We start from the raw sequence: 19,289 nt of genomic DNA, 5'->3' as shown, positions 1-19,289 counted from the left end.
TGCAGGCCCTCCCGCCGCACCAGGCCCTTGAGCTCGGTGAACTCCGGCCCCATCTTCGCGCGGGTCTTGATCCAGGACGGCTTCTTCTCGATCGGCGTTTCACTGTTGCGGACCTCGAGCCGCAGCAGCTTCCGGCTGGGACGGTCCATGGGCACCTCCGGGACGTGGACAGTTCCCCTGCCGCGCCGGAGCCGGGTCGCGGCGCGGCAGGGGAACCGGGCTGGTCAGCTGTTGAGCGAGCGCCCCAGAGCGGACAGGACCGATTCGTGCATCGCTTCGGACAGCGTCGGGTGGGCGAACACGACCTCGGCGAGATCCTCCGTGGTCGCTTCGAGGGACTGGGCGATCCCGAACCCCTGGATCTGCTCGGTCACCTCCGGGCCCACCATGTGCGCGCCGAGCAGTTCCCCGGTGTCGGCGTCGAACACGGTCTTGACGAACCCGTCGCCCTCGCCGATCGCCAGCGCCTTGCCCGACGCGGTGTAGTCGAACCTGCCGACCCGCACGCTCCGCCCGGTGGCGCGCGCCTGCTCCTCGGTCAGGCCCAGGTGCGCGACCTGCGGCCGCGCGTAGGTGCAGGCCGGCACCCGCCGCCGGTCGAGCGGCCGGACGTGCTCGACCCCGGCCAGCTTCTCCACGCACAGCACGCCTTCGTGACTGGCCTTGTGGGCCAGGCACGGCGCGCCCGCGACGTCACCGATCGCGTAGACGCCGAACGCGGTGGTCCGGCACCACTCGTCGGTCCGGACGAACCCGCGGTCCACCTCGACCCCGGCCTCCTCCAGCCCGAGATCCTCGACGTTGCCCTGGATGCCCGCCGCGACCAGCACCCGCTCGGTGGTGATCTTCTCCTCCGCCCCGTCGGCGAGGGTGAGGGTCGTGGTGACCGCGTCGATCCCGGCGTCCACACCGGACACCATCGCTCCCTGGTGGACGGTGATGCCGCGCTCCGTGAACCGCTTGCGGACGTGCTCGGCGACCGCGGCGTCCTCGGCCGGCATGATGCGCGGCATCGCCTCGACGAGCGTCACCGCCGTCCCCAGGTCCCGGTAGAGGCTGGCGAACTCCACGCCGATCGCACCGGAGCCCACGACCAGCAGCGAACTCGGCAGCGACGGCGGCGTCAGCGCCTGGAAGTAGGTCCACACGCGGTCACCGTCGGGCTCCACCCCGGGGATCGAGCGCGGCCGGGCCCCGGTCGCGAGGATCGTGTGGTCCGCCTGGTAGCGGGTGAGCGCACCGTCGGCGGCGACGTCGATCTCGCCCCGGCCCGCCAACCGGGCGGTCCCCGTGATCACGTCCACGCCGTTCTTCTTCAGCAGGTAGCCGATCCCGTTCGACAACCGCTCCGACACCGAGCGGCTGAACTCCACCAGCCCGGCCATGTCGAAGGTGACCCCGGTGGCGCGGAACCCGAGCGGCTCGAGGTTGGCCAGGGTGTGCGCGACGTCCGCCCCGTGCAGCATCGCCTTGGTGGGGATGCACCCCCAGTTCAGGCAGATCCCGCCGAGCCGGTCGCGCTCGACGACCGCGGTGCGCAGCCCCAGCTGGGCCGCGCGGATCGCGGCGACGTAACCACCCGGGCCGCTGCCGACGACGAGGACGTCGTACTTCTCGCTCATGGCAGTCCTCCTAGACGAGCATCAGGGCGGGCGACTCGACGAGACGCTTGAGCTCCCGCAGGAACTCCGCGCCCAGCGCGCCGTCGATCACGCGGTGATCGCAGGACAACGTCGCGGTCAGCAGCGTGCGCACGACGACCTCCCCACCGGCGACGACCGGGCACGGCCGGCCGGCGCCGACGGCGAGGATCGCGCCCTGCGGCGGGTTGATGATCGCGTCGAACTCCTTCACCCCGTACATGCCCAGGTTGGAGATCGTGAACGTGCCGCCCTGGAACTCCTCGGGCCGCAGCCTGCCGGTCTTGGCCTTGGTGACCAGGCCGTGCACCTCGGCCGAGATCTCGGCGAGCGACTTGCCCTCCGCCGCCCGGACGATCGGGGTGACCAGGCCGCCGGGGAGCGCGACGGCGACCGAGATGTCGGCCGCGGAGTGCCGGAGCACGGCCTGCGCGCTCTCGTCGAACTGCACGTTGACGTCGGGCACCCGCCGCAACGCGGCCGCGCAGGCCTTGATCAGGAAGTCGTTGACCGACAGCTTCACCTTCGGCACGGTCGCGTTGATCCGCTCGCGCAACGCCAGCAGCTCGTCGATCTCCAGGTCGACGCTCACCCGGAAGTGCGGCGCGGTCTGCTTCGAGGTCTGCAGGCGCCGCCCGATCTCCTTGCGCATCGCCGACAACGGCACGATTTCCACCCGCTCGCCGCTCTCGGCGGGAGCCGCAGGCGCCTCGGGCGCGGCCGTCAGGCCGAACCTGCGCTCGGCCTCCCGGACATCCGCCTCGCACACCCGGCCGCGGGAGCCGGTGGCGCGGCAGTCGTGCAGGTTGATGCCCAGTCGCGCGGCCAGACGACGAGCCACCGGGGTGGCGGGCACAGTGCTGTCGTCCTGGCTGGACCGTCCCGGCACGGTGGGACGCGGCGGCGCGGGCGTGGACGCGACCCGCCCACCCGCCGCGCCGATCGCGGCGTGGACGTCGGCGACCGAGATCCGGCCGTCACGCCCGCTGCCCGGCACCTTCGCCAGGTCGATGCCCAGCTCCCGGGCGAGCCGGTGGGCGTGGGGCGTGGCGAAGACGTCCTCGCCGGTCCGCCCCCGCAACTCCGCGGGCACGACCGTGTCCCCCGCCGGACCCGGCTCGGGAGCGGCGGGCCGCACCGGAACCGGATCGGCGAGGCTCGCACCGTCACCGTTGGCCACGACCGGCGCGGTGTCCCCCGGCGCGCTGGTCCCGTGCTGGGCGAGGAACCGCTCGATCTCGTCGTCACTCACGCTTTCCGGGGCCGAGACCGCGATCGGCGCGCCGACCGGCAGCGTCTGACCGGGCCGCGCGAGGACGCGCCGGAGCACGCCGTCGAACGGCGCCTCCATCTCGTTGGTGATCTTGCTCGTCTCGACCTCGCACAGCAGGTCGCCCTTGCGGAAGCCGGCCCCCTCCGCCAGCCGCCACGCGGTCACGGTGCCTTCCTCCATGGACAGGCCCCACTTCGGGATCTCGATCAGCTTGATGTCGCTCATGATCAGACCGCCAGCGTCTTGCGGACGGCGGCTTCGATGCGCGCCGCGCTCGGCAGCCACGCCTGCTCCAGCGCCGGCGAGAACGGCACCGGCGTGTGCGGCGGGGTGACCAGCTCGATGGGCGCGCGCAGCGACCCGAACGCCTTGGTCGCGATCAACGCCGCGAGGTCGTGGCCGAAACCGCAGCGGGCGGCGGATTCGTCGACGATCACGACCCGTCCGGTGGAGGCCACCGATTCCAGCACGCCTTCCTCGTCCAGCGGGGACACCGTGCGCGGGTCGACCACCTCCACGGAGATGCCTTCGGCGGCGAGCTTGTCGGCCGCTTCGTTGGCCCGGTTCACCATGGCCGACAAGGCGATCACGGTGACGTCGTCGCCTTCGCGGGTGTAGTTGGCGACCCCGAACGGGAGGGTGTAGGCCTCGTCGGGCACCTCGGCCTTCTGGTCGTAGAGCGTCTTGTGCTCGCAGAACACCACCGGGTCGTCGTCCCGGATCGCCTGGATCAGCAATCCCTTGGCGTCGTAGGCGTTGGACGGCGCGACCACCTTCAGGCCCGGCACCGCGGCGAACACGTTGTACGGGGACTGCGAGTGCTGGGCGGCGGCGGAGAACCCGGCGCCGATCATGCCTCGCACCACCATCGGGGTGCGGGCCTTGCCGCCGAACATGTACCGGAACTTCGCGGCCTGGTTGTAGAGCGCGTCGTAGCAGACCCCGAAGAAGTCCATGAACATCAGCTCGGCGACCGGGCGGAGGCCGGTGAGCGCGGCCCCCGCCGCCATCCCGATGATCGCCGACTCGGTGATGGGGGTGTCGATCACCCGGTCGGACCCGAATTCGGTCCACAGTCCCTTGGTGACGCCCAGCACGCCGCCGAACGCCTCGATCTTCTTGGTCTCCAGGTCGGGGTTGGTGCCTGCCTGGCCGCCGCGCAGGTCCTCGCCGATCTGCACCACCGCGGCGTCGCGCGCCATCTCCTGCGCGAGAGCGTCCTTGATCGCCTCGCGGTACGTCTTCTTCGACGTGGCCATGGGATTTCCCTTTCTCAGTACGAGACGTAGACGTCGGTCAGCAAGTTCTCCGCGGGCGGGTACGCGGCCGCGCGGGCCTTCGCCACGGCCGCGTCGACCCGGGCGCGGGACTCCTCGTCGATCGCGTCGAACTCGGCCGCCTTCACCTTCCTGGCGTCCACCCGGCTGCGGAAGATCCGCAGCGGGTCCTGCGTGGCGCGCAGTTCCGCGACCTGCTCGGGCGTCCGGTACAGCTGCGCGTCCCCCTCGAAGTGGCCGAACCACCGGTGCGCCTGCGCCTCGATGGTCGTCGGGCCGCCACCGGCGCGCGCCCGTTCGACGGCCTCCCGCGCCGCGTCGTGCACGGCGAAGAAGTCCGTGCCGTCCACGGTGACCGCGGGCATGCCGAAAGACGCCGCGCGCGCGGCGATGTCGGGAGCGCCCACCGCGTAGTCGGTGCCGGTGGCCTCGCCGTACCCGTTGTTCTCGATGACGAAGACGATCGGGAGCTTCAGGACGACGGCCATGTTCATGGCCTCGAACACGGTGCCCTGGTTGGAACCGCCGTCACCGGTGAACGAGGCGGCCACCCCGCCGTTGCCGAGCGTCTTGGCGCTGAGCGCGGCTCCGATCGCGAGCGAGGGCGCGCCGCCGACGATCGCGTTGGCGCCCAGCATGCCGACCGAGAGGTCGGCGATGTGCATCGATCCGCCCTTGCCGTGGCACAGTCCGGCGTCCTTGCCGAAGATCTCCGCCATCATGCCGTCGATGTCGCAGCCCTTCGCGATGCAGTGCCCGTGCCCGCGGTGCGTCGATCCGATGTAGTCGGTCGCGGCGAGGTTCTCGCAGACGCCGACCGCGATGGCCTCCTGACCGGAGTAGAGGTGGATGAACCCCGGGATGTCGCCCGTGGCGTTCTCCTCGTGGAGGCGGTCTTCGAACGCGCGGATCTCGGACATCCTCCGATAGGCACGCAACAGTGCCTGCCTGTTCAGGGACATGGCGCTCCTCAGCTGGTCGGGTCGGTGTGAACGCCGACCGTAGGAGCGCCCGGAGCCGCGGGACCAGCGTTGCAGGGGGTTGCGGTGCGGGAACGGGACGTGCAACTCCCTGCAACCCTTGCCGCCCTGGCCGCCGGTGCGGTTCCCTGCCGGGAGCTGGGATCACCGACGCGACCGGCAGGGAGCCATGCGCCACCACCCGTTCACCGCCGACCCGCGGCAGTACGCGCGGAACGTGGCCCGGGCACAGGACCTCGTCCTGGCCGGGGGCCGGCCGGGCACCGCGCCCCGCCCGGTCATCTCGCAGTCCTGGCTTCGCGTCAGCCGTCAGGGTGTCGATCCGGACCGGGCCGCCGTGGATCCGGTGTCCCCCGGTGACCTGGAGGAGCGCCGCGCCGGCTGCGGCCTGACCAGGAAGGCGGTGCGGACGCTGCGGGACGGGCTGGTGCCGCTCGCCGGGGACACCGGGCACATCGTGGTGATCGTGGACGCCGACGGGCTGGTCCTGTGGCGCGAAGGGCATCCCGGCGTGGCCCGGCGGGCCGACCGGCTGGGTTTCGTGGACGGCGCCTGCTGGGCGGAGAACACGGTCGGCACCAACGCCATCGGCACCGCGCTCGTCGAGCACCGCCCGATCCAGGTGCACTCGACCGAGCACTACGCGCGCAACCACCACGAATGGTCCTGCGCGGCCGCGCCGATCCGCGACCCCCGGGACGGCACCCTGCTCGGTGCGGTCGACATCAGCGGACCGGTCTCGACCGCGCACCCCGCGATCCTCGCCCTCGTCACCGCGCTCGCCGGCCTGGCCGAAGCGAGCCTCCGCGAAGACCACCGCTGCGCCCTCGACCGGCTCCGCGCCACGGCCGCGCCGCTGCTGCCGAAGGTCCCCGGGCCGGCGCTGGTGCTGGACCGGTCCGGCTGGGTCGCCGCCGCCAAGGGACTGCCCCCGGTCGACCGCGTCCCGCTCCCCCGCGCCCTCGACACCGACCGGCTCTGGCTGCCCGCGCTGGGACACTGCACCGTCGAACTCCTGCCCGACGGCGTCCTCGTCCGGCCGGTGGACGACGAGCGGCCCGCCGTCACCCGCGTCGTGCTCGACCCGCGCCCCGGCGGTCGTCCCAGCCTCGTCGTGGAGGGTGAGACGGGCAGCTGGACGCACCGGCTGTCCCCGCGCCACCGGGACATCCTGCTCGAACTGGCCCGCCACCGTGCCGGGCTCACCGCCACCGAACTCGCGGCCCGCCTGTTCGGCGACCCCTCCCGCACCGTCACCGTCCGCGCCGAGCTGTCCCGGCTGCGCAAACGGCTCCCCGACCTGCTCGATCACCGCCCGTACCGCTTCCGGGACGCGGTGGACGTCGTCATCCGCGACTAGCGGCTCAGCCGGCCGGCGGGGACAGCCGCTTCAGCATCGCGTCGGTCCGCTTCAGCCGGCGCAACGCGTGACGGGCGGCTCCGCAGAGGTGAGCCGCCCGCCCTGCTGATCACTCCGGTCAGGCGTTGCTGCGGCGCCGCTTGAGGGCGTAGCCGCCACCGCCGAGTGCGAGCACACCACCGGCGACGGCCAGCGACACCATCGGCACCACGTCGGTCGTGACCTCGTTGGAGGTGTCGTTGGTCGGGTCGGTGTCGATCTCGTTGGACTTGACGACCGCGGTGTTGTAGAGCGTCTTCACGCTGCCGTCGGCGATGCCGGAAACCTCGATCACCGCACTGTCACCGGCCGCCAGCTCGCCGCCGGTGCAGGTGAGGTCCAGGCCACTGACGGTGCAGCCCGGGGTGGTCGTGGTGATGTTGGTCAGGCCGGCGGGCAGCCGGTCGCTGACGGTGTAGCCGGTCGAGTTCCCGGGGCCGTGGTTGGTGACGATCAACCGGTAGGTGACGAGGTCGCCGGGCGCGGCGGTGGCCGGGCCCTCCTTGGCGAGGCTCAGGTCCGTCTTCTGCCCGGTGTTGGTCAGGGTGCAGGAGATGTCGTCACCCGGCTGCGGGGAGACCTGCACGCTGGTGCCGGTGCCCGACGGGAGCGGAGTCGTGCTGCCTGTGGTGGCGTTGGTGCAGGCCCAGGACTGGTCGTAGTTACCGGTCGGGCCGGTCTCGCCGAGCGTGTAGCCCTGCCCGGCCGCGCGCGGCAGGACGGTCAGCGCGCCGGTGGTGGCGGTGTTCGACAACCCGGTGCTGGCCGTGCCCACGGTCGTGCCCTCCGGCGAGGTCACCGAGATGTCGAACGAGTCGTTCGCCTGGCGCCGGTCGGTGACCTGCTTGTTCAGCGTCAGCTTCGAGGTCTGCACCGCGAACGCGACGGCCTCGATGCCCGCGCTCGACCGCAGGGTCTGGGAGAAGGTGGTCGCGCCGACGGAGTTGACCACGAGCGTGCCCCAGGTCGTGTTGGCTCCCCCGGTGCCCGTGCAGGTCACGGTGTTGGTGCCGAAACCGGTGGCGGTGCTCGCCTGGCAGCCCTGGGTTCCGGGAACCGAGGCCACCTGGTTGATCGGCTGGTTCGAGGTCCAGGTGATGCTCTCGGCGCCGGTGTTCTCGGCGTCGGCGCCCACCAGCGCGTAACCACTCACGCGTGCTCCGCCGGAGTCCGTGACCACGATGTCCCGCAGGGTCAGCGTGTTGGCGCCGCTGACCCTGGTGTACAGCGCGGGCTTGCCCGGGATGTTCTTGTAGACCCTGTTGCCCATGGCCGACGCCGTTCCGTTGGTCGGCACGGCGAAGGCGGCCACGGGCACCGCCGGGCCGCCCGCGGGCCGGTTCACGATGTTGAACGTCATCGTGTAGCCGCCGGGCAGGGTGACTTTCATGTTCTGGCCCGCGGCGGAGCTGGCCTGGGTGTTGTTGTAGGCGCTCATGTCGAGCCAGCACAGGGTGGAGGCACTGGGCCCGCCGGTGCCGTAACCACAGCCGACCGGCGCGTCCGCGGCCGAAGCCGGTGACGCGCCACCGACCATGGTCAGTGCCGCCAGCCCAGCGGCCGACAGCACACCGCCGACCCGGGCGACGGCGCGCCTCAGCGTGTTTGATTCCTGCGACATCCGTTTCTCCATCAGTCGATGTCACCGGTCGGTGACCACTGATGGACCGGGATCAACGGCACGATCTGACGTGGGCTAATCAGCCCGGGGGACCCCGCGCCGTGCAATAGCCGGCTGGCTCTGGCGGGCTCAGCCGGCCAGCACCTGCGGCGACAGCTGCTTCAGCATCGCGTCGGTCCACTTCAGCTGGCGCAGCGCGTGCGGGTGGCAGCGGCTCGCCAAGGCCAGCAGGTCGTCGTCCTTGATGGCCTGCGCTCCTTGCGCCAGCAGTTCCCAGTCCAGCGACACCCCGGCGCACGCGCGGTGCAGCCGGCGCAGGTCGGCCAGCAACAGCACCCCCGGCTCGGGCCGGGTGCTCAGCAACTCGCTCACCGCGGCGCGCACCGGCGCCAGCGGGCCCGACCGTTCGGCGACCTCGGCGCCCAGGTCCAGGCCGTACGGGCGGCCGGCTTCGGCCAGCGCGCGGACGTGGTCGCGGGACCAGCGCGCCAGGTCGCGGGTGACGTGGTGGATCTCGGGTTCGGCGTGGTGTCGGTCGGACACCTTGAGCAGGTCCCGCACCAGCGTCTTCTCGGCGCGGTGCAGTTCCCGCAGGGCGAGGGCGATCTTCATCGGGTCCCCTCCGCGGGGCGGATCGCGGCGGCCGCGGTCTTGAACAGCGGCTGCTTGGACACCGGGTCCCAGTCGGTGATCGTGAGCTCGTTGGCGGCCCGGTGTCGCCCGGACGGGTCGTCGGCGTCCCAGTAGCCGTAGTGGAACGGCAGGAACAGCACCCCGTCCCGGATGCCGCTGATGCGCACCCGGGCGCGGACCGCGCCGCGTGGCGTGGTGATCTCGGCGAGATCCCCTTCGGACAGATCGTGCGCCTTCGCGTCCTGTTCGGACATCTCCACCCACACCTCGGGAGCCGCGTCCCGCAGCTCCGGCACGCGGCCGGTCTTGGTGCGGGTGTGGAACTGGTAGATCGTGCGCCCGGTGATCAACGCGAACGGGTGCTCGGCGGACGGCATCTCGTGCGGCGGCACGTACTCCGCCGCCTTGAGCATGGCCTTGCCGTCCGGGTTGAACGCGCGGTACTCGCTCTCCTCGGCGGGCGCGCCGGTGATCAGGTCCCGCCCGTATTCCTCGCAGTAGCCGGGCTGGGCGAAGAACTTCCCGTCGGCGTAGAGCCGTTCGGTGCCGTCGGGATGCTCGGCGTCGCAGGGCCACTGGATGGCGCGCTCACGCAGCTTGCCGTAGCTGAGCCCGGTGTAGTCGCAGGGCCGTCCGGCGCTGGCCCGCTGCCACGCCTCGAACGCCGACTCCGCGTCGTGCCAGGGCGGGAACGGCTGCCCGTCGCGGTCGCGGAAGTCCATGCGCCGCGCGTAGTCGAGGAAGATGTCCAGGTCCGGCCGCGCCTGCCCGGGCGGGTCGACGGCCTTCTCCGACAGGTGCACGGTGCGGTCGGCATTCGTGAACACGCCCGTCTTCTCGCCCCACATCGCCGCGGGCAGCACCACGTCGGCCAGCTCGGCGGTCTCGGTGCGGAACGCGTCCTGGACCACGAGGAACAACCGGTCCTGCGACAGGATGGACCGGATGCGCGCGAGGTCGGGCAGCGACACCGCGGGGTTGGTGGCCGACACCCACAGCAGGCGCAGGCTGCCGTTCTCGGCGTAGCGGAAGATCTGCATCGCGTGCGTCGGCGGGGCGTAGTGCGGGATCTGCCGCACCTCGAGGTTCCACAGGTCCGCCAGTTCCGCGACGTGCGCGTCGTTGGCCCAGTTGCGGAACCCGGTGAGGTCGCCGTCCGCGCCGCATTCCCGGGTGTTCTCGGCCGTGGGCTGGCCGTTCATCTGCAGGACCCCGCACCCCGGACGGCCGAGCATGCCGCGGACCAGGTTGACGTTGTTCACCTGCACGGCCGCGGCGGTGGCCTGGTGGGACTGGTAGAAGCCCTGCAGCACGGTGGACAGCAGCCGCTGCGCGCCGCCGAGCAGAGCCGCGGCCTCGCGGATGCGCGCGGCGGGGACGCGGCAGATCTCGGCCGCGCGTTCGGGCGGGTAGTCCGCGACGAGCGCGGCGAGCTGGTCGAAGCCCACGGTGCACCGGTCCACGTAGTCGTGGTCGACCCAGTCGCGGGCGATGATCTCGTGCAGCAACGCGTTCATCAGGGCCAGGTTCGTGCCCGGCAGGGGCGCCAGGTGCACGGTGGCCGCGCGGGCGACCGGCGTGTCCCGCGGGTCGACGCACAACAGCGACGGCGGGTTCGGGCCGGCGAGCCGGTCGAGCATGCGGCTCCACAGCACGCTCTGCGTCTCGGCGACGTTGTGGCCGTAGAGGGCGATGACGTCGGCGTGGTCGACGTCGGCGTAGGAGCCGGGCTGGCCGTCGCAGCCGAAAGTCTCCTTGAGCGCGGCGGCCGCGGTCGCGGTGCACAGGCGGGTGTTGCCGTCGACGTGGTTGGTGCCGATCGCACCGTGCGCGATCGCGGCGAGCGTGTAGTACTCCTCGCAGAACAGCTGGCCGCTGGTGTAGAAGCCGATCGAGCTGGGGCCGCGCTCGTCCAGCAGGGCTCGGCTGCGGTCGGCGACCAGTGCCATCGCCTCGTCCCAGCTCGCCTCGACGAGCCGGCCGTCGCGGCGGATCAGCGGCGTGGTGAGCCGGTCCGGCGAGGCGTTGGCTTGCCAGCCGTAGAGGTCCTTCGGGTCGACGCGGCCGTGATTGACCCGGTCTTCAGCTCGGCCGCGGACGCCGACGAGACGGCCGTCCTTGACGGCCAGGTCGAGGCCGTCGCCGTTGGAGTGCAGGACCGCCGCCGTCGGGACCCAGCGGTCGACGTCGTCCTCGGTCAGGCCCTCGGCGAGCTGGGAGTCGACCCGCACGGGCCAGGGCTGCCCGGGCCCGTAGGGCGTGCGGGCGCCCCACGGATCGGCGATCGCGTCTCGTCGCACCGGACCGGGTTACCCGCTTCCCCGACGGGAAAACCACCACGGTTGCGCGGCGCAATCAACGGGCGGTGTCGGCGCCGGGGTGGAGGACGGCCTCGGCGGCGTCGGCGAAGGCGCCGAACACGAGCGTCAATGACTCGCGCGCCCGGGGTTCCATCCGGTCGAGCACCTCGGCGAGGACCGACCTGCGGTCGTGGTCGACGCGGTCGACCAGCCGGCGCCCGCGTGCCGTCGGCGCCAGCAGGGTTTCCCGCTTGTTCAGCGGGTTCGCGGCGCGTTGCAGCAGCTTGACCGCCTCCAGGCGGTCACAGGCGCGGGTCACCGACGACGGGTTCATGCCCAGCTCGGCGGCCACCCGCCGCATCGTGACCGGGGTGCGCTCGGCGACCACGCGCAGCGCCCGGAACTGGGTCAGAGTCAGCCCCGCGGTCCCCCGCTCGACCGTAGCGTCGGCGATGCCGACCATCGACCGCAGCACCGCGAGGGCGGCCTCCGTCTCCGTCTGCACCGCGTTCGGTTGCGTCACGCAACCACCGTACGGGAGGTTTTCCCGCCGGGTGCAACTCGTTGCAACCCTGGCCGCGCCGTCGCCGCCACGTCACCCTCGACGGCACGGTTCGGCGACGAGGAGGTCCCATGAAAGCCGCACGGTTCCACGGTCCCGGCGACATCCGGATCGACGAGGTGCCCGACCCGAAGGTGGGGCCGGGGCAGGTGGAGGTCTCGGTCGACTGGTGCGGCATCTGCGGCACCGACCTGCACGAGTACCTGGAAGGCCCGATCTTCATCCCGCCGGCCGGATCGCCGCACCCGCTCACCGGGGTCGCGCTGCCCGTGGTGATGGGCCACGAGTTCGCGGGGGTGGTGTCCGCGGTCGGACCGGGCGTCGCCGGCATCGCCGAAGGTGACCGCGTCGCCGTCGAGCCGTATCACGTGTGCGGCAAGTGCGCCGCCTGCCAGGCGGGGCGCTACAACATCTGCCGCAACCTCGGCTTCATCGGCCTGTCCGGCAACGAGGGCGGCTTCGCCGAGCGGTGTGTGGTCGACCAGCGCTGGATCCACCAGCTCGGCGACCTGCCCACCGACATCGGCGCCCTGGTCGAACCGCTGGCCGTGGGCTACCACGCGGTGCGGCTGTCCGGGATCCCCGAGGGCGGTACCGCGGCGGTGTACGGCGCGGGCCCGATCGGTCTCGTCACCGCCGCCGCGCTCAAGGCCCGCGGCGCCGGCCGGGTGATCGTGGTGGAACCGGCCGCCGCCCGCAAGGCGAAGGCCGGGCCCGCCGGCGCGGACGTCATCATCGACCCGACGGCCGACGACGCCACCGAGGCGATCCGGGACCTGACCGACGGCGCGGGCGCCGACGTGGCGTTCGAGTGCGCCGGCATCGACGCGGTCCTGGCGTCGGCGATCTCGTCGGTGCGCCCCGGCGGGACCGTGGTCAACGTCGCGATCTGGGGCCACGTGCCGCGGGTGGCGGTCAACGACCTGGTGATGAGCGAGATCAACCTGGTCGGCTCGCTGGCCTACTGCGGCGACCACGCCGGCACCATCGCGCTGCTGCGTGAGGGCAAGGTCGACGCGTCGCAGTTCATCACCGGCCGGATCACCCTCGACGACCTCGTCGACGGCGGGTTCCGGGAGCTGATCGACAACAAGGAGGACAACGTCAAGATCCTCGTCTCACCCCGGGAGCAGCTCGCCTGACGTGACGGGCGGAAACCGCTTCGCGTGTGGGCGGGTGCGGGCGTAGCTTGGAGCTTCGTCGCAGCCTGCGGGAGCCGTCATGGATCGCTCCACCACCGCGCGTGCGGAGAAGCTCGACCGCGAGGTCGTCGTCACCGGGCTCGTCGTCGTGTGCGGGTTCATCATGGTCGTGTTCGACACGACGATCGTCAACGTCGCGCTGGAGACCGTGAGCCGCCAGCTCGGCGGGAACCTGTCCACGGCCCAGTGGATCGTGACCGGGTACCTCCTGGCGGTGGGCCTGGTCATCCCGCTCACCGGGTGGGCCGTGGACCGGTTCGGCACCAAACCGGTGTGGATCGTGTCGGTGGTGTTGTTCGCGGCGGGTTCGGCGCTGTGCGCGAGCGCGTGGTCGATCGAGAGCCTGATCGCGTTCCGCATCGTGCAGGGCCTCGGTGGCGGGATGCTCCTGCCGAGCGGGCAGACGATCATCACCCGCGCCGCCGGGCCGGCGCGGCTGGGGCGCGCGATGGCGATCCTCGGGGTGCCGATGCTGCTCGGGCCCGTCTTCGGCCCGGTGCTCGGCGGTCTGCTGGTCGAGTACGCCAGCTGGCACTGGATCTTCCTGGTCAACGTGCCGGTGGCGGCGTGCGCGGTCGCGCTGGCGGTGTGGAAGCTGCCCGGCGGCGGCGAGGCCGAGCACCCCGGCCGGATCGACGTGCGTGGTCTCGTCCTGCTGTCCGGGAGCCTCGTCGTGCTGCTCTACGGCCTGTCGCGGGCCAGCTCGCAGGGCGGTTTCGGGCAGTGGAGCGTGCTCGCCTGGCTCATCGCCGGGGGCGCGGGCCTCGCGTTGTACGTGTGGCACAGCCTTGCCCGGGGGCCCGCCTCGCTGATCGACGTGCGGCTGTTCACCGACCGATATTTCACCGCCGGCACGGTGACGATCTTCCTCGTGGCGGTCGCGCTGTTCGGCGGGCTGCTCCTGCTGCCGCTGTACTACCAGACCGTGCGGGGTGAAGGTGCCCTGGCCGCGGGCCTGCTGATCGCGCCGCAAGGACTCGGCGCGATGGTGGCGATGCCGCTCGCCGGACGGCTGACCGACCGGATCGGGGCGGGCTACGTCGTGCCGGTGGGCATCGTGCTCGCGCTGCTGGGCACCGCACCGCTGGGCGTGCTCGGGACCGGCACGTCGTACGGATGGCTGAGCGCGGTCCTGTTCGTGCGCGGCCTGGGGCTGGGGTCGGTGATGATGCCGACGTTCGCCGCCGCGTACGCGCAGCTCGACAGGCGTGCCGTGTCCCGCGCCGCGCCCACGCTCTCGGCGATCCAGCAGATCGGGGCTTCGCTGGGCAGCGCGCTGCTCGTGACCGCGCTGACCCAGCACCTCACCGGCGAACTCGCCGCGCGCGGCATCCCCGCGGTCGGCGCCGGGGCGAACCAGATCACCTCGATGCCACCCACCGCGAGGGCGACGGTGGCCCCGATCCTGGCCGAGTCGTTCGGTTTCGCGTTCTGGGTGGCGTTCGGCATGACGGCGGTGCTGATCGTTCCCGCGCTCCTACTGCCCCGCCACCCCGGGCGAAGCATGGGCGCGATGGGTCCCGGGGCCTGAGTCGCCGGCGAGACGCACCGCGATGCCATAACGTTTGACGTTATTAACGCGCCGCGTTATGCTATCTCCGGTGATCAGGTCGTTCGCGGACAAAGACACCGAGAAGTTGTGGCAACGGCATCGCGTCAGGCGGTTCGAAGCCGTCGAACGGGTCGCCCGGCGCAAGTTGGAGATGGTCAACGCCGCGGCCACTCTGACAGACCTGACGGTCCCCCCGGGCAACCGGCTCGAACCTCTGCGCGGCGACCGCCTTGGGCAGTACAGCATCCGCATCAACGACCAGTTCCGGGTCTGCTTCCGCTGGACCGAAGCCGGCCCCGAAGACGTCGAGATCTGCGACTACCACTGACCGGAAGGAGAAACACCATGAGCGACGACCGGCTACCCCCGATTCACCCCGGCGAGATCCTCGCCGAGGAGTTCCTCGCCCCGCTCGGCCTCACCCAGCACAAGCTGGCCATCGACATCCACGTTCCGCCCCGCCGGATCAACGAGATCGTGCACGGCAAGCGCGCCATCACCGCCGACACCGCACTGCGGCTGGCCCGCTTCTTCGGCACCTCGGACCAGTTCTGGGTGAACCTGCAGGCCCGCTACGACCTCGAACGCGAACGCGACAAGATCGGCGCCGAGCTCGCCGAGATCCGGCCCCTCGACCTCGCCTGCTGACCGACCGACGCCCCGGCACAACGACATCCGAAACCCGTTGGCAACAAAGGCCTCGTTCCGAAACGAGCCGGTGTTCCGGATGCAACGCCCCCGACATCGCGGGCCGGTGAACTACTCCCATCGCCGCAGATGGGGAGGAAACCCGTGCCGGAGATTGTCTTTCGCGTTCGTTGGCCGGACGCCTCCGTTCAGCAATGCTACTCGCCCTCCACGGTCGTGGAGGAGTTCTTCGTTCCCGGGGACAGCTATCCGGTCGCCGAGTTCGTCGACCGCAGCCGCACGGCGCTGACCCAGGCCTCGGAGCGGGTGCGCCGCATCTACGGGTTCGGCTGCGCCCAAGCCGCGGCCCAGCTGGCCGACATCGAGGCCCGTGCGAAGTCGTTCGAGGACGGCCGGGTCGTTGTCGAGGGGTTCGAGCGATGAACGGCCACCACACGGTCGTCGTGGTCGGCGGCGGCCAGGCCGGGCTGTCGATGAGCCACTGCCTGTCCGCTCGCGGCATCGACCACGTCGTGCTGGAACGCGACACCGCGGGCCACGAGTGGGCCGACCGACGCTGGGACTCCTTCTGCCTGGTCACCCCGAACTGGCAGTGCCGCCTGCCCGGGTTCCCCTACCCCGGCGACGATCCCGACGGGTTCATGGTGCGCGACGAGATCGTCGCCTACCTGCGCGCCTACCGGGACGCCTTCGACTTCCCGCTCGTCGAAGGGATCGAGGCGACCCGGCTGCGCCGCACCGCCCACGGGTTCCGGGTGTCCACATCAGAGGGTGACCTCACCGCCGACCACGTCGTGCTCGCCACCGGCCCCTACCAGGTGCCGCTGATCCCGCGGATGGCCGAACGGCTGCCCGGGCACCTGGTGCAGGTCCACTCCGCGGACTACCGCAATCCCGGACAACTACCGCCGGGTGAGGTGCTCGTCGTCGGCACTGGCCAGTCCGGCTGCCAGATCGCCGAGGACCTGCACCTGGCCGGCCGCCGCGTGCACCTGGCCGTGGGCACCGCGCCGCGCGTCGCCCGCCGCTACCGGGGCCGCGACGTCGTCGCCTGGCTGGACGACATGGGCTACTACCGGCGCGGCATCGACGAGTTCGCCGACGCCGACGCCGTCCGGTTCCGCGCCAACCACTACGTCACCGGCCGCGACGGCGGACGCGACATCGACCTGCGCGCCTTCGCCCGAGACGGCATGCAACTCTACGGCCGGCTCACCGGCATCGACGGCGGGCGCCTGACCTTCGCCCAGGATCTCCAGAAGAACCTCGACGCCGCCGACGCCGTCTCCGAAGGCATCAAGGACTCCATCGACACCTGGATCACCGCCCGCGGCCTCGACGCGCCACACGAGGACCGGTACGTCCCGGTGTGGCAGCCGGACACCGAACCGTCCGAACTGGACCTCCACGCCAGCGGCATCACCTCCGTGGTGTGGAGCACCGGATTCGGCCGCGACCACCGCTGGATCGAGGTGCCGGTGTTCGACGGCCGGGGCTACCCCACCCACGAACGCGGCGTCACCAGCTGCCCCGGCCTGTACTTCATCGGCCTGCCCTGGCAGCACACCTGGGGCTCCGGCCGGTTCTGCGGCGTCGCCGACGACGCCGAGTACCTGGCCGCGCACATCGCCTCCGCGCACCGCCGCACCGACGGGCTGCACTGGATCGCCGGCACCCCGGACAGCACGTACCCGGCCGACGAGTACTGGACCGCGCCCCGGACGGTGGCCTGATGCCGGTCAACGACGCGCACCGCCACCTCGGCGTGCTGCCCGCCTACCCGTTCTACGGCGGCCCCGCCGTCCACCCCGACCTCGGCGCCCGCGCCACCATCGGCGAGCTGATCGCCGACCTCGACGCCGAAGGCACCGAACGCGCTCTGGTCATCCCCAACTACGGGGTGCCGGACCCGGAAATCGCGTTCTCCTTCAACGAACTCTGCGTCGAGGCGGCCCAGCGCGACGACCGGATCCGCGCCGGCCTGTGGGTCTCCCCGCTGGAACGCGACGCCGAACGCACCGCGAAGGCGCTGAACCTGGCCGCCGAACCCGGTGTCCGGGCGCTGAAACTGAGCTTCCTGCTCGGCGGCCGCCCCACCGACCCGGCCTGCCGCCCCGGCCTGGACCGGATCTTCGCCACCGCCCGCGAGCACGACCTGGTCGTCCACGTGCACACCTCCCCCGGCGCGGCCTCCGACATCGACGAGGTCGGCACGCTGGTCGAGCACTACGGCGACGACGTCAAGGTGCACCTGGTGCACTTCGGCGGCGGCATGAGCGGCCACATCAAGCTCGTGGGCAGCCGGTTCTTCGACTGGATCGCGGCGGGCAAGCAGGTCTACACCGACCTGTCCTGGGCGATCGGCTTCGCGCCGCGCTGGCTGGCCGCCGAGGTCGACCGCCGCGGCATCGGCGGCGACCGCATCCTCTTCGCCAGCGACGAGCCGTGGGGCGACCAGGCCGGCGAGTACGCCCGGCTGGCCGCCGCGGCCGGCGACGGCGAGCTCGCGGAACTGGTTTTCCGCGGCACCTTCGACAAGCTCTACGGGTGATCCGCACCCGTGGCAACCCCCGCAACAACAAGGAGAATCATCGTGTCCGAGCTGACCGAGACCGAGCAGCAGAGCCTCAACGAGATCCCGCACCCGTCGCTGCCGGAGGGCTCCAGCATCTACGGCGGCACCAAGGTGTTCCCGGACTACCAGGCCGAACCCGGCCAGTCGTACTTCACGCTCGTGCACGGCATCGCGCACGAGTCGTCGGTGAGTTTCGTGGCGATCCTGCAGGCCACCCGCGCGCTGCGCAAGGGCTTCGAATCCGCCATCTACTTCTACGGCCCCGGCTCGATGAACGCCATGGCCACCCGCGGTTTCCCCACCACGGGCAACTCCGCCTTCCCCGGTGAGCACAACATCAACGACCAGCTCAAGACGTTCATCAAGGAGGGCGGCAAGGTCTACTGCTGCCGCTTCGGGCTGTCCCTGCACGGGCTGCGGGAGGAGGACCTGATCGAGGGCGTCATCCCGACACACCCGCTGGACGTGCAGGACGCGCTCATCCACTACGCCCGCAAGGGGGCGATCATCAACTCGACCTACATGTGGTGACCCCGGGCTGACGGAAGAGGAGGCAGTGCGCGTGAAGACCGACAACCTGGACGCCCGGACCGACCTCGCGGTGCACGGGGTGCGCTGGGACGCGCCCGTGCGGCGCAGCAAGGGCGCCGGCCCGAGCGACGACGGGCACCTCGTCGTCGACGGTGCGAACGCGGCGCTGCCGCTGAACCCGGACAGCCCCTACACCCTGCGCGACGGCCGTGTCTACAGGGGACGGATCGACCTCGGGCTGACCGTGGAACCGGTGTCCCGCCCGAAGTTCTACGACCTGGAGACCGCGGACGGCGTGCCGTACCGCAAGATCGCGCTGCTGCACGGGCGGGACGTGCTCGCCACGACCGTCGTGCAGACGTGCATCCGCTACGCCGAGGACCAGCGGTGCCGGTTCTGCACCATCGAGGAATCGCTCAAGGCCGGGGACACCGTCGCGGCGAAGACCCCGGCGCAGCTGGCCGAGGTCGCCGAGGCCGCGGTCCGGCTCGACGGGGTGCGGCAGATGGTGATGACCACCGGCACCACGGCGGGCCCGGACCGCGGCGCCCGGCACCTTGTCCGCTGCGTCAAGGCGGTGCTCGACGCGGTGCCGGGGCTGCCGGTGCAGGTGCAGATCGAGCCGCCGGGCGAGCTGTCGGTGATCGCCGACCTGCGTGCGGCGGGCGCGACGTCGATCGGCATCCACGTCGAGTCGCTGGACGACGAGGTCCGGCGGCGGTGGATGCCCGGCAAGGGCTCGGTGCCGCTGGCCGAGTACGAGGCCGCGTGGGACGAAGCGGTGCGGGTGTTCGGCCGCAACAAGGTCTCCACGTACCTGCTGATCGGGCTCGGCGAGGATCCGGACGAGCTGGTAAGCGGCGCGGCTCGGCTGATCGAACGGGGCGTGTACCCGTTCGTGGTGCCGATGCGGCCGATGGCCGGCACCCTCGCGCGGCGGGACGGCGTGTCCGGGCCGCCCGCGTCGCTGGTGCGCGACGTGAGCGAGCGGGTCGCGAAGTTGTTGCTGGAGGCGGACATGCGCGGCGCGGACCAGGAAGCCGGCTGCGCGGCCTGCGGGGCGTGTGGCGTGCTGAGCGCGGCGGGAGCCTGACGT

The 19,289-nt window shown here is 71.7% G+C and carries 18 protein-coding genes and 1 pseudogene; 10 read left to right on the top strand and 9 right to left on the bottom strand.

The window, feature by feature from the left end:
* The 5 genes and pseudogenes from ABZ193_RS27785 to ABZ193_RS27765 all read right to left on the bottom strand — a co-directional run.
* Window positions 1-149, bottom strand: a pseudogene (locus ABZ193_RS27785) (lipoyl synthase); the annotation flags it as partial.
* 75 nt (window positions 150-224) lie between these two features.
* The gene (gene lpdA / locus ABZ193_RS27780; RefSeq protein ID WP_354712051.1) at window positions 225-1,622 is read right to left on the bottom strand and encodes a dihydrolipoyl dehydrogenase; all 1,398 of its coding nucleotides are present in this window, start codon (window positions 1,620-1,622) and stop codon (window positions 225-227) included.
* A 10-nt stretch (window positions 1,623-1,632) separates the two neighbouring features.
* The gene (locus ABZ193_RS27775) at window positions 1,633-3,138 is read right to left on the bottom strand and encodes a 2-oxo acid dehydrogenase subunit E2 (protein ID WP_354712050.1); all 1,506 of its coding nucleotides are present in this window, start codon (window positions 3,136-3,138) and stop codon (window positions 1,633-1,635) included.
* Between the two features lie 2 nt (window positions 3,139-3,140).
* On the bottom strand, window positions 3,141-4,172 hold the full coding sequence (locus ABZ193_RS27770; RefSeq protein ID WP_020417198.1) for an alpha-ketoacid dehydrogenase subunit beta: 1,032 nt from the start codon (window positions 4,170-4,172) through the stop codon (window positions 3,141-3,143).
* 14 nt (window positions 4,173-4,186) lie between these two features.
* Complete coding sequence (locus ABZ193_RS27765; RefSeq protein ID WP_027935751.1) at window positions 4,187-5,152, bottom strand: thiamine pyrophosphate-dependent dehydrogenase E1 component subunit alpha; 966 nt, start codon at window positions 5,150-5,152, stop codon at window positions 4,187-4,189.
* Between the two features lie 187 nt (window positions 5,153-5,339).
* On the opposite strand from ABZ193_RS27765, the gene ABZ193_RS27760 reads away from it, so the two are divergent.
* Window positions 5,340-6,530, top strand: a complete 1,191-nt coding sequence (locus ABZ193_RS27760; RefSeq protein WP_354712049.1) for a GAF domain-containing protein — start codon at window positions 5,340-5,342, stop codon at window positions 6,528-6,530.
* Window positions 6,531-6,648: 118 nt separating this feature from the next.
* On the opposite strand, the gene ABZ193_RS27755 is transcribed toward ABZ193_RS27760, so the two are convergent.
* The 4 genes from ABZ193_RS27755 to ABZ193_RS27740 all read right to left on the bottom strand — a co-directional run bounded on the left by ABZ193_RS27755 (window position 6,649) and on the right by ABZ193_RS27740 (window position 11,646).
* The gene (locus ABZ193_RS27755; RefSeq protein ID WP_354712048.1) at window positions 6,649-8,190 is read right to left on the bottom strand and encodes a DUF11 domain-containing protein; all 1,542 of its coding nucleotides are present in this window, start codon (window positions 8,188-8,190) and stop codon (window positions 6,649-6,651) included.
* Window positions 8,191-8,319: 129 nt separating this feature from the next.
* Window positions 8,320-8,802, bottom strand: a complete 483-nt coding sequence (locus ABZ193_RS27750) for a hypothetical protein (protein WP_354712047.1) — start codon at window positions 8,800-8,802, stop codon at window positions 8,320-8,322.
* Window positions 8,799-11,123 (bottom strand): nitrate reductase, encoded by a 2,325-nt coding sequence (locus tag ABZ193_RS27745; RefSeq protein WP_354712046.1) that lies wholly within the window; start codon window positions 11,121-11,123, stop codon window positions 8,799-8,801. The genes ABZ193_RS27750 and ABZ193_RS27745 overlap by 4 nt, the downstream gene beginning before the upstream one ends.
* Window positions 11,124-11,178: 55 nt before the next feature.
* On the bottom strand, window positions 11,179-11,646 hold the full coding sequence (locus ABZ193_RS27740; protein ID WP_354712044.1) for a MarR family transcriptional regulator: 468 nt from the start codon (window positions 11,644-11,646) through the stop codon (window positions 11,179-11,181).
* 110 nt (window positions 11,647-11,756) lie between these two features.
* Between ABZ193_RS27740 and ABZ193_RS27735 the strand changes: the two genes are divergently transcribed.
* The 9 genes from ABZ193_RS27735 to ABZ193_RS27695 all read left to right on the top strand — a co-directional run bounded on the left by ABZ193_RS27735 (window position 11,757) and on the right by ABZ193_RS27695 (window position 19,286).
* Window positions 11,757-12,827, top strand: coding sequence for a 2,3-butanediol dehydrogenase (locus ABZ193_RS27735; protein ID WP_354712042.1), 1,071 nt, complete (start codon window positions 11,757-11,759; stop codon window positions 12,825-12,827).
* Window positions 12,828-12,906: 79 nt separating this feature from the next.
* Window positions 12,907-14,418, top strand: coding sequence for an MDR family MFS transporter (locus tag ABZ193_RS27730; protein ID WP_354712041.1), 1,512 nt, complete (start codon window positions 12,907-12,909; stop codon window positions 14,416-14,418).
* A 70-nt stretch (window positions 14,419-14,488) separates the two neighbouring features.
* On the top strand, window positions 14,489-14,767 hold the full coding sequence (locus tag ABZ193_RS27725) for a type II toxin-antitoxin system RelE/ParE family toxin (protein ID WP_354712039.1): 279 nt from the start codon (window positions 14,489-14,491) through the stop codon (window positions 14,765-14,767).
* A 17-nt stretch (window positions 14,768-14,784) separates the two neighbouring features.
* The gene (locus ABZ193_RS27720) at window positions 14,785-15,087 is read left to right on the top strand and encodes a HigA family addiction module antitoxin (RefSeq protein ID WP_354712037.1); all 303 of its coding nucleotides are present in this window, start codon (window positions 14,785-14,787) and stop codon (window positions 15,085-15,087) included.
* Between the two features lie 129 nt (window positions 15,088-15,216).
* On the top strand, window positions 15,217-15,510 hold the full coding sequence (locus ABZ193_RS27715) for an MSMEG_0570 family nitrogen starvation response protein (protein WP_084506028.1): 294 nt from the start codon (window positions 15,217-15,219) through the stop codon (window positions 15,508-15,510).
* A complete protein-coding gene (locus ABZ193_RS27710) occupies window positions 15,507-16,820 on the top strand; it encodes an MSMEG_0569 family flavin-dependent oxidoreductase (protein WP_354712035.1) in 1,314 nt (437 codons plus the stop codon). The genes ABZ193_RS27715 and ABZ193_RS27710 overlap by 4 nt, the downstream gene beginning before the upstream one ends.
* Complete coding sequence (locus tag ABZ193_RS27705; protein ID WP_354712033.1) at window positions 16,820-17,638, top strand: amidohydrolase family protein; 819 nt, start codon at window positions 16,820-16,822, stop codon at window positions 17,636-17,638. The genes ABZ193_RS27710 and ABZ193_RS27705 overlap by 1 nt, the downstream gene beginning before the upstream one ends.
* A 42-nt stretch (window positions 17,639-17,680) precedes the next feature.
* On the top strand, window positions 17,681-18,193 hold the full coding sequence (locus tag ABZ193_RS27700) for an MSMEG_0572/Sll0783 family nitrogen starvation response protein (RefSeq protein ID WP_017982569.1): 513 nt from the start codon (window positions 17,681-17,683) through the stop codon (window positions 18,191-18,193).
* Window positions 18,194-18,224: 31 nt separating this feature from the next.
* Window positions 18,225-19,286: an MSMEG_0568 family radical SAM protein gene (locus tag ABZ193_RS27695; protein ID WP_354712032.1), complete on the top strand. Its 1,062-nt coding sequence runs from the start codon at window positions 18,225-18,227 to the stop codon at window positions 19,284-19,286.
* Window positions 19,287-19,289 lie beyond the last annotated feature (3 nt).

Source organism: Amycolatopsis sp. NPDC006125, assembly GCF_040614195.1.
In the GTDB taxonomy this organism is placed as follows: Bacteria; Actinomycetota; Actinomycetes; order Mycobacteriales; family Pseudonocardiaceae; genus Amycolatopsis_E; species Amycolatopsis_E tucumanensis.
This window is presented reverse-complemented; position numbering and strand designations above follow the sequence as displayed.

What these genes read in the sequence shown, in the direction of transcription:
- lpdA (WP_354712051.1), bottom strand. Translation starts at nt 1,622, where the DNA reads ATGAGCGAGAAGTACGACGTCCTCGTCGTCGGCAGCGGCCCGGGTGGT.
- ABZ193_RS27775 (WP_354712050.1), bottom strand. Translation starts at nt 3,138, where the DNA reads ATGAGCGACATCAAGCTGATCGAGATCCCGAAGTGGGGCCTGTCCATG.
- ABZ193_RS27770 (WP_020417198.1), bottom strand. Translation starts at nt 4,172, where the DNA reads ATGGCCACGTCGAAGAAGACGTACCGCGAGGCGATCAAGGACGCTCTC.
- ABZ193_RS27765 (WP_027935751.1), bottom strand. Translation starts at nt 5,152, where the DNA reads ATGTCCCTGAACAGGCAGGCACTGTTGCGTGCCTATCGGAGGATGTCC.
- ABZ193_RS27760 (WP_354712049.1), top strand. Translation starts at nt 5,340, where the DNA reads ATGCGCCACCACCCGTTCACCGCCGACCCGCGGCAGTACGCGCGGAAC.
- ABZ193_RS27755 (WP_354712048.1), bottom strand. Translation starts at nt 8,190, where the DNA reads ATGTCGCAGGAATCAAACACGCTGAGGCGCGCCGTCGCCCGGGTCGGC.
- ABZ193_RS27750 (WP_354712047.1), bottom strand. Translation starts at nt 8,802, where the DNA reads ATGAAGATCGCCCTCGCCCTGCGGGAACTGCACCGCGCCGAGAAGACG.
- ABZ193_RS27735 (WP_354712042.1), top strand. Translation starts at nt 11,757, where the DNA reads ATGAAAGCCGCACGGTTCCACGGTCCCGGCGACATCCGGATCGACGAG.
- ABZ193_RS27730 (WP_354712041.1), top strand. Translation starts at nt 12,907, where the DNA reads ATGGATCGCTCCACCACCGCGCGTGCGGAGAAGCTCGACCGCGAGGTC.
- ABZ193_RS27720 (WP_354712037.1), top strand. Translation starts at nt 14,785, where the DNA reads ATGAGCGACGACCGGCTACCCCCGATTCACCCCGGCGAGATCCTCGCC.
- ABZ193_RS27715 (WP_084506028.1), top strand. Translation starts at nt 15,217, where the DNA reads ATGGGGAGGAAACCCGTGCCGGAGATTGTCTTTCGCGTTCGTTGGCCG.
- ABZ193_RS27710 (WP_354712035.1), top strand. Translation starts at nt 15,507, where the DNA reads ATGAACGGCCACCACACGGTCGTCGTGGTCGGCGGCGGCCAGGCCGGG.
- ABZ193_RS27705 (WP_354712033.1), top strand. Translation starts at nt 16,820, where the DNA reads ATGCCGGTCAACGACGCGCACCGCCACCTCGGCGTGCTGCCCGCCTAC.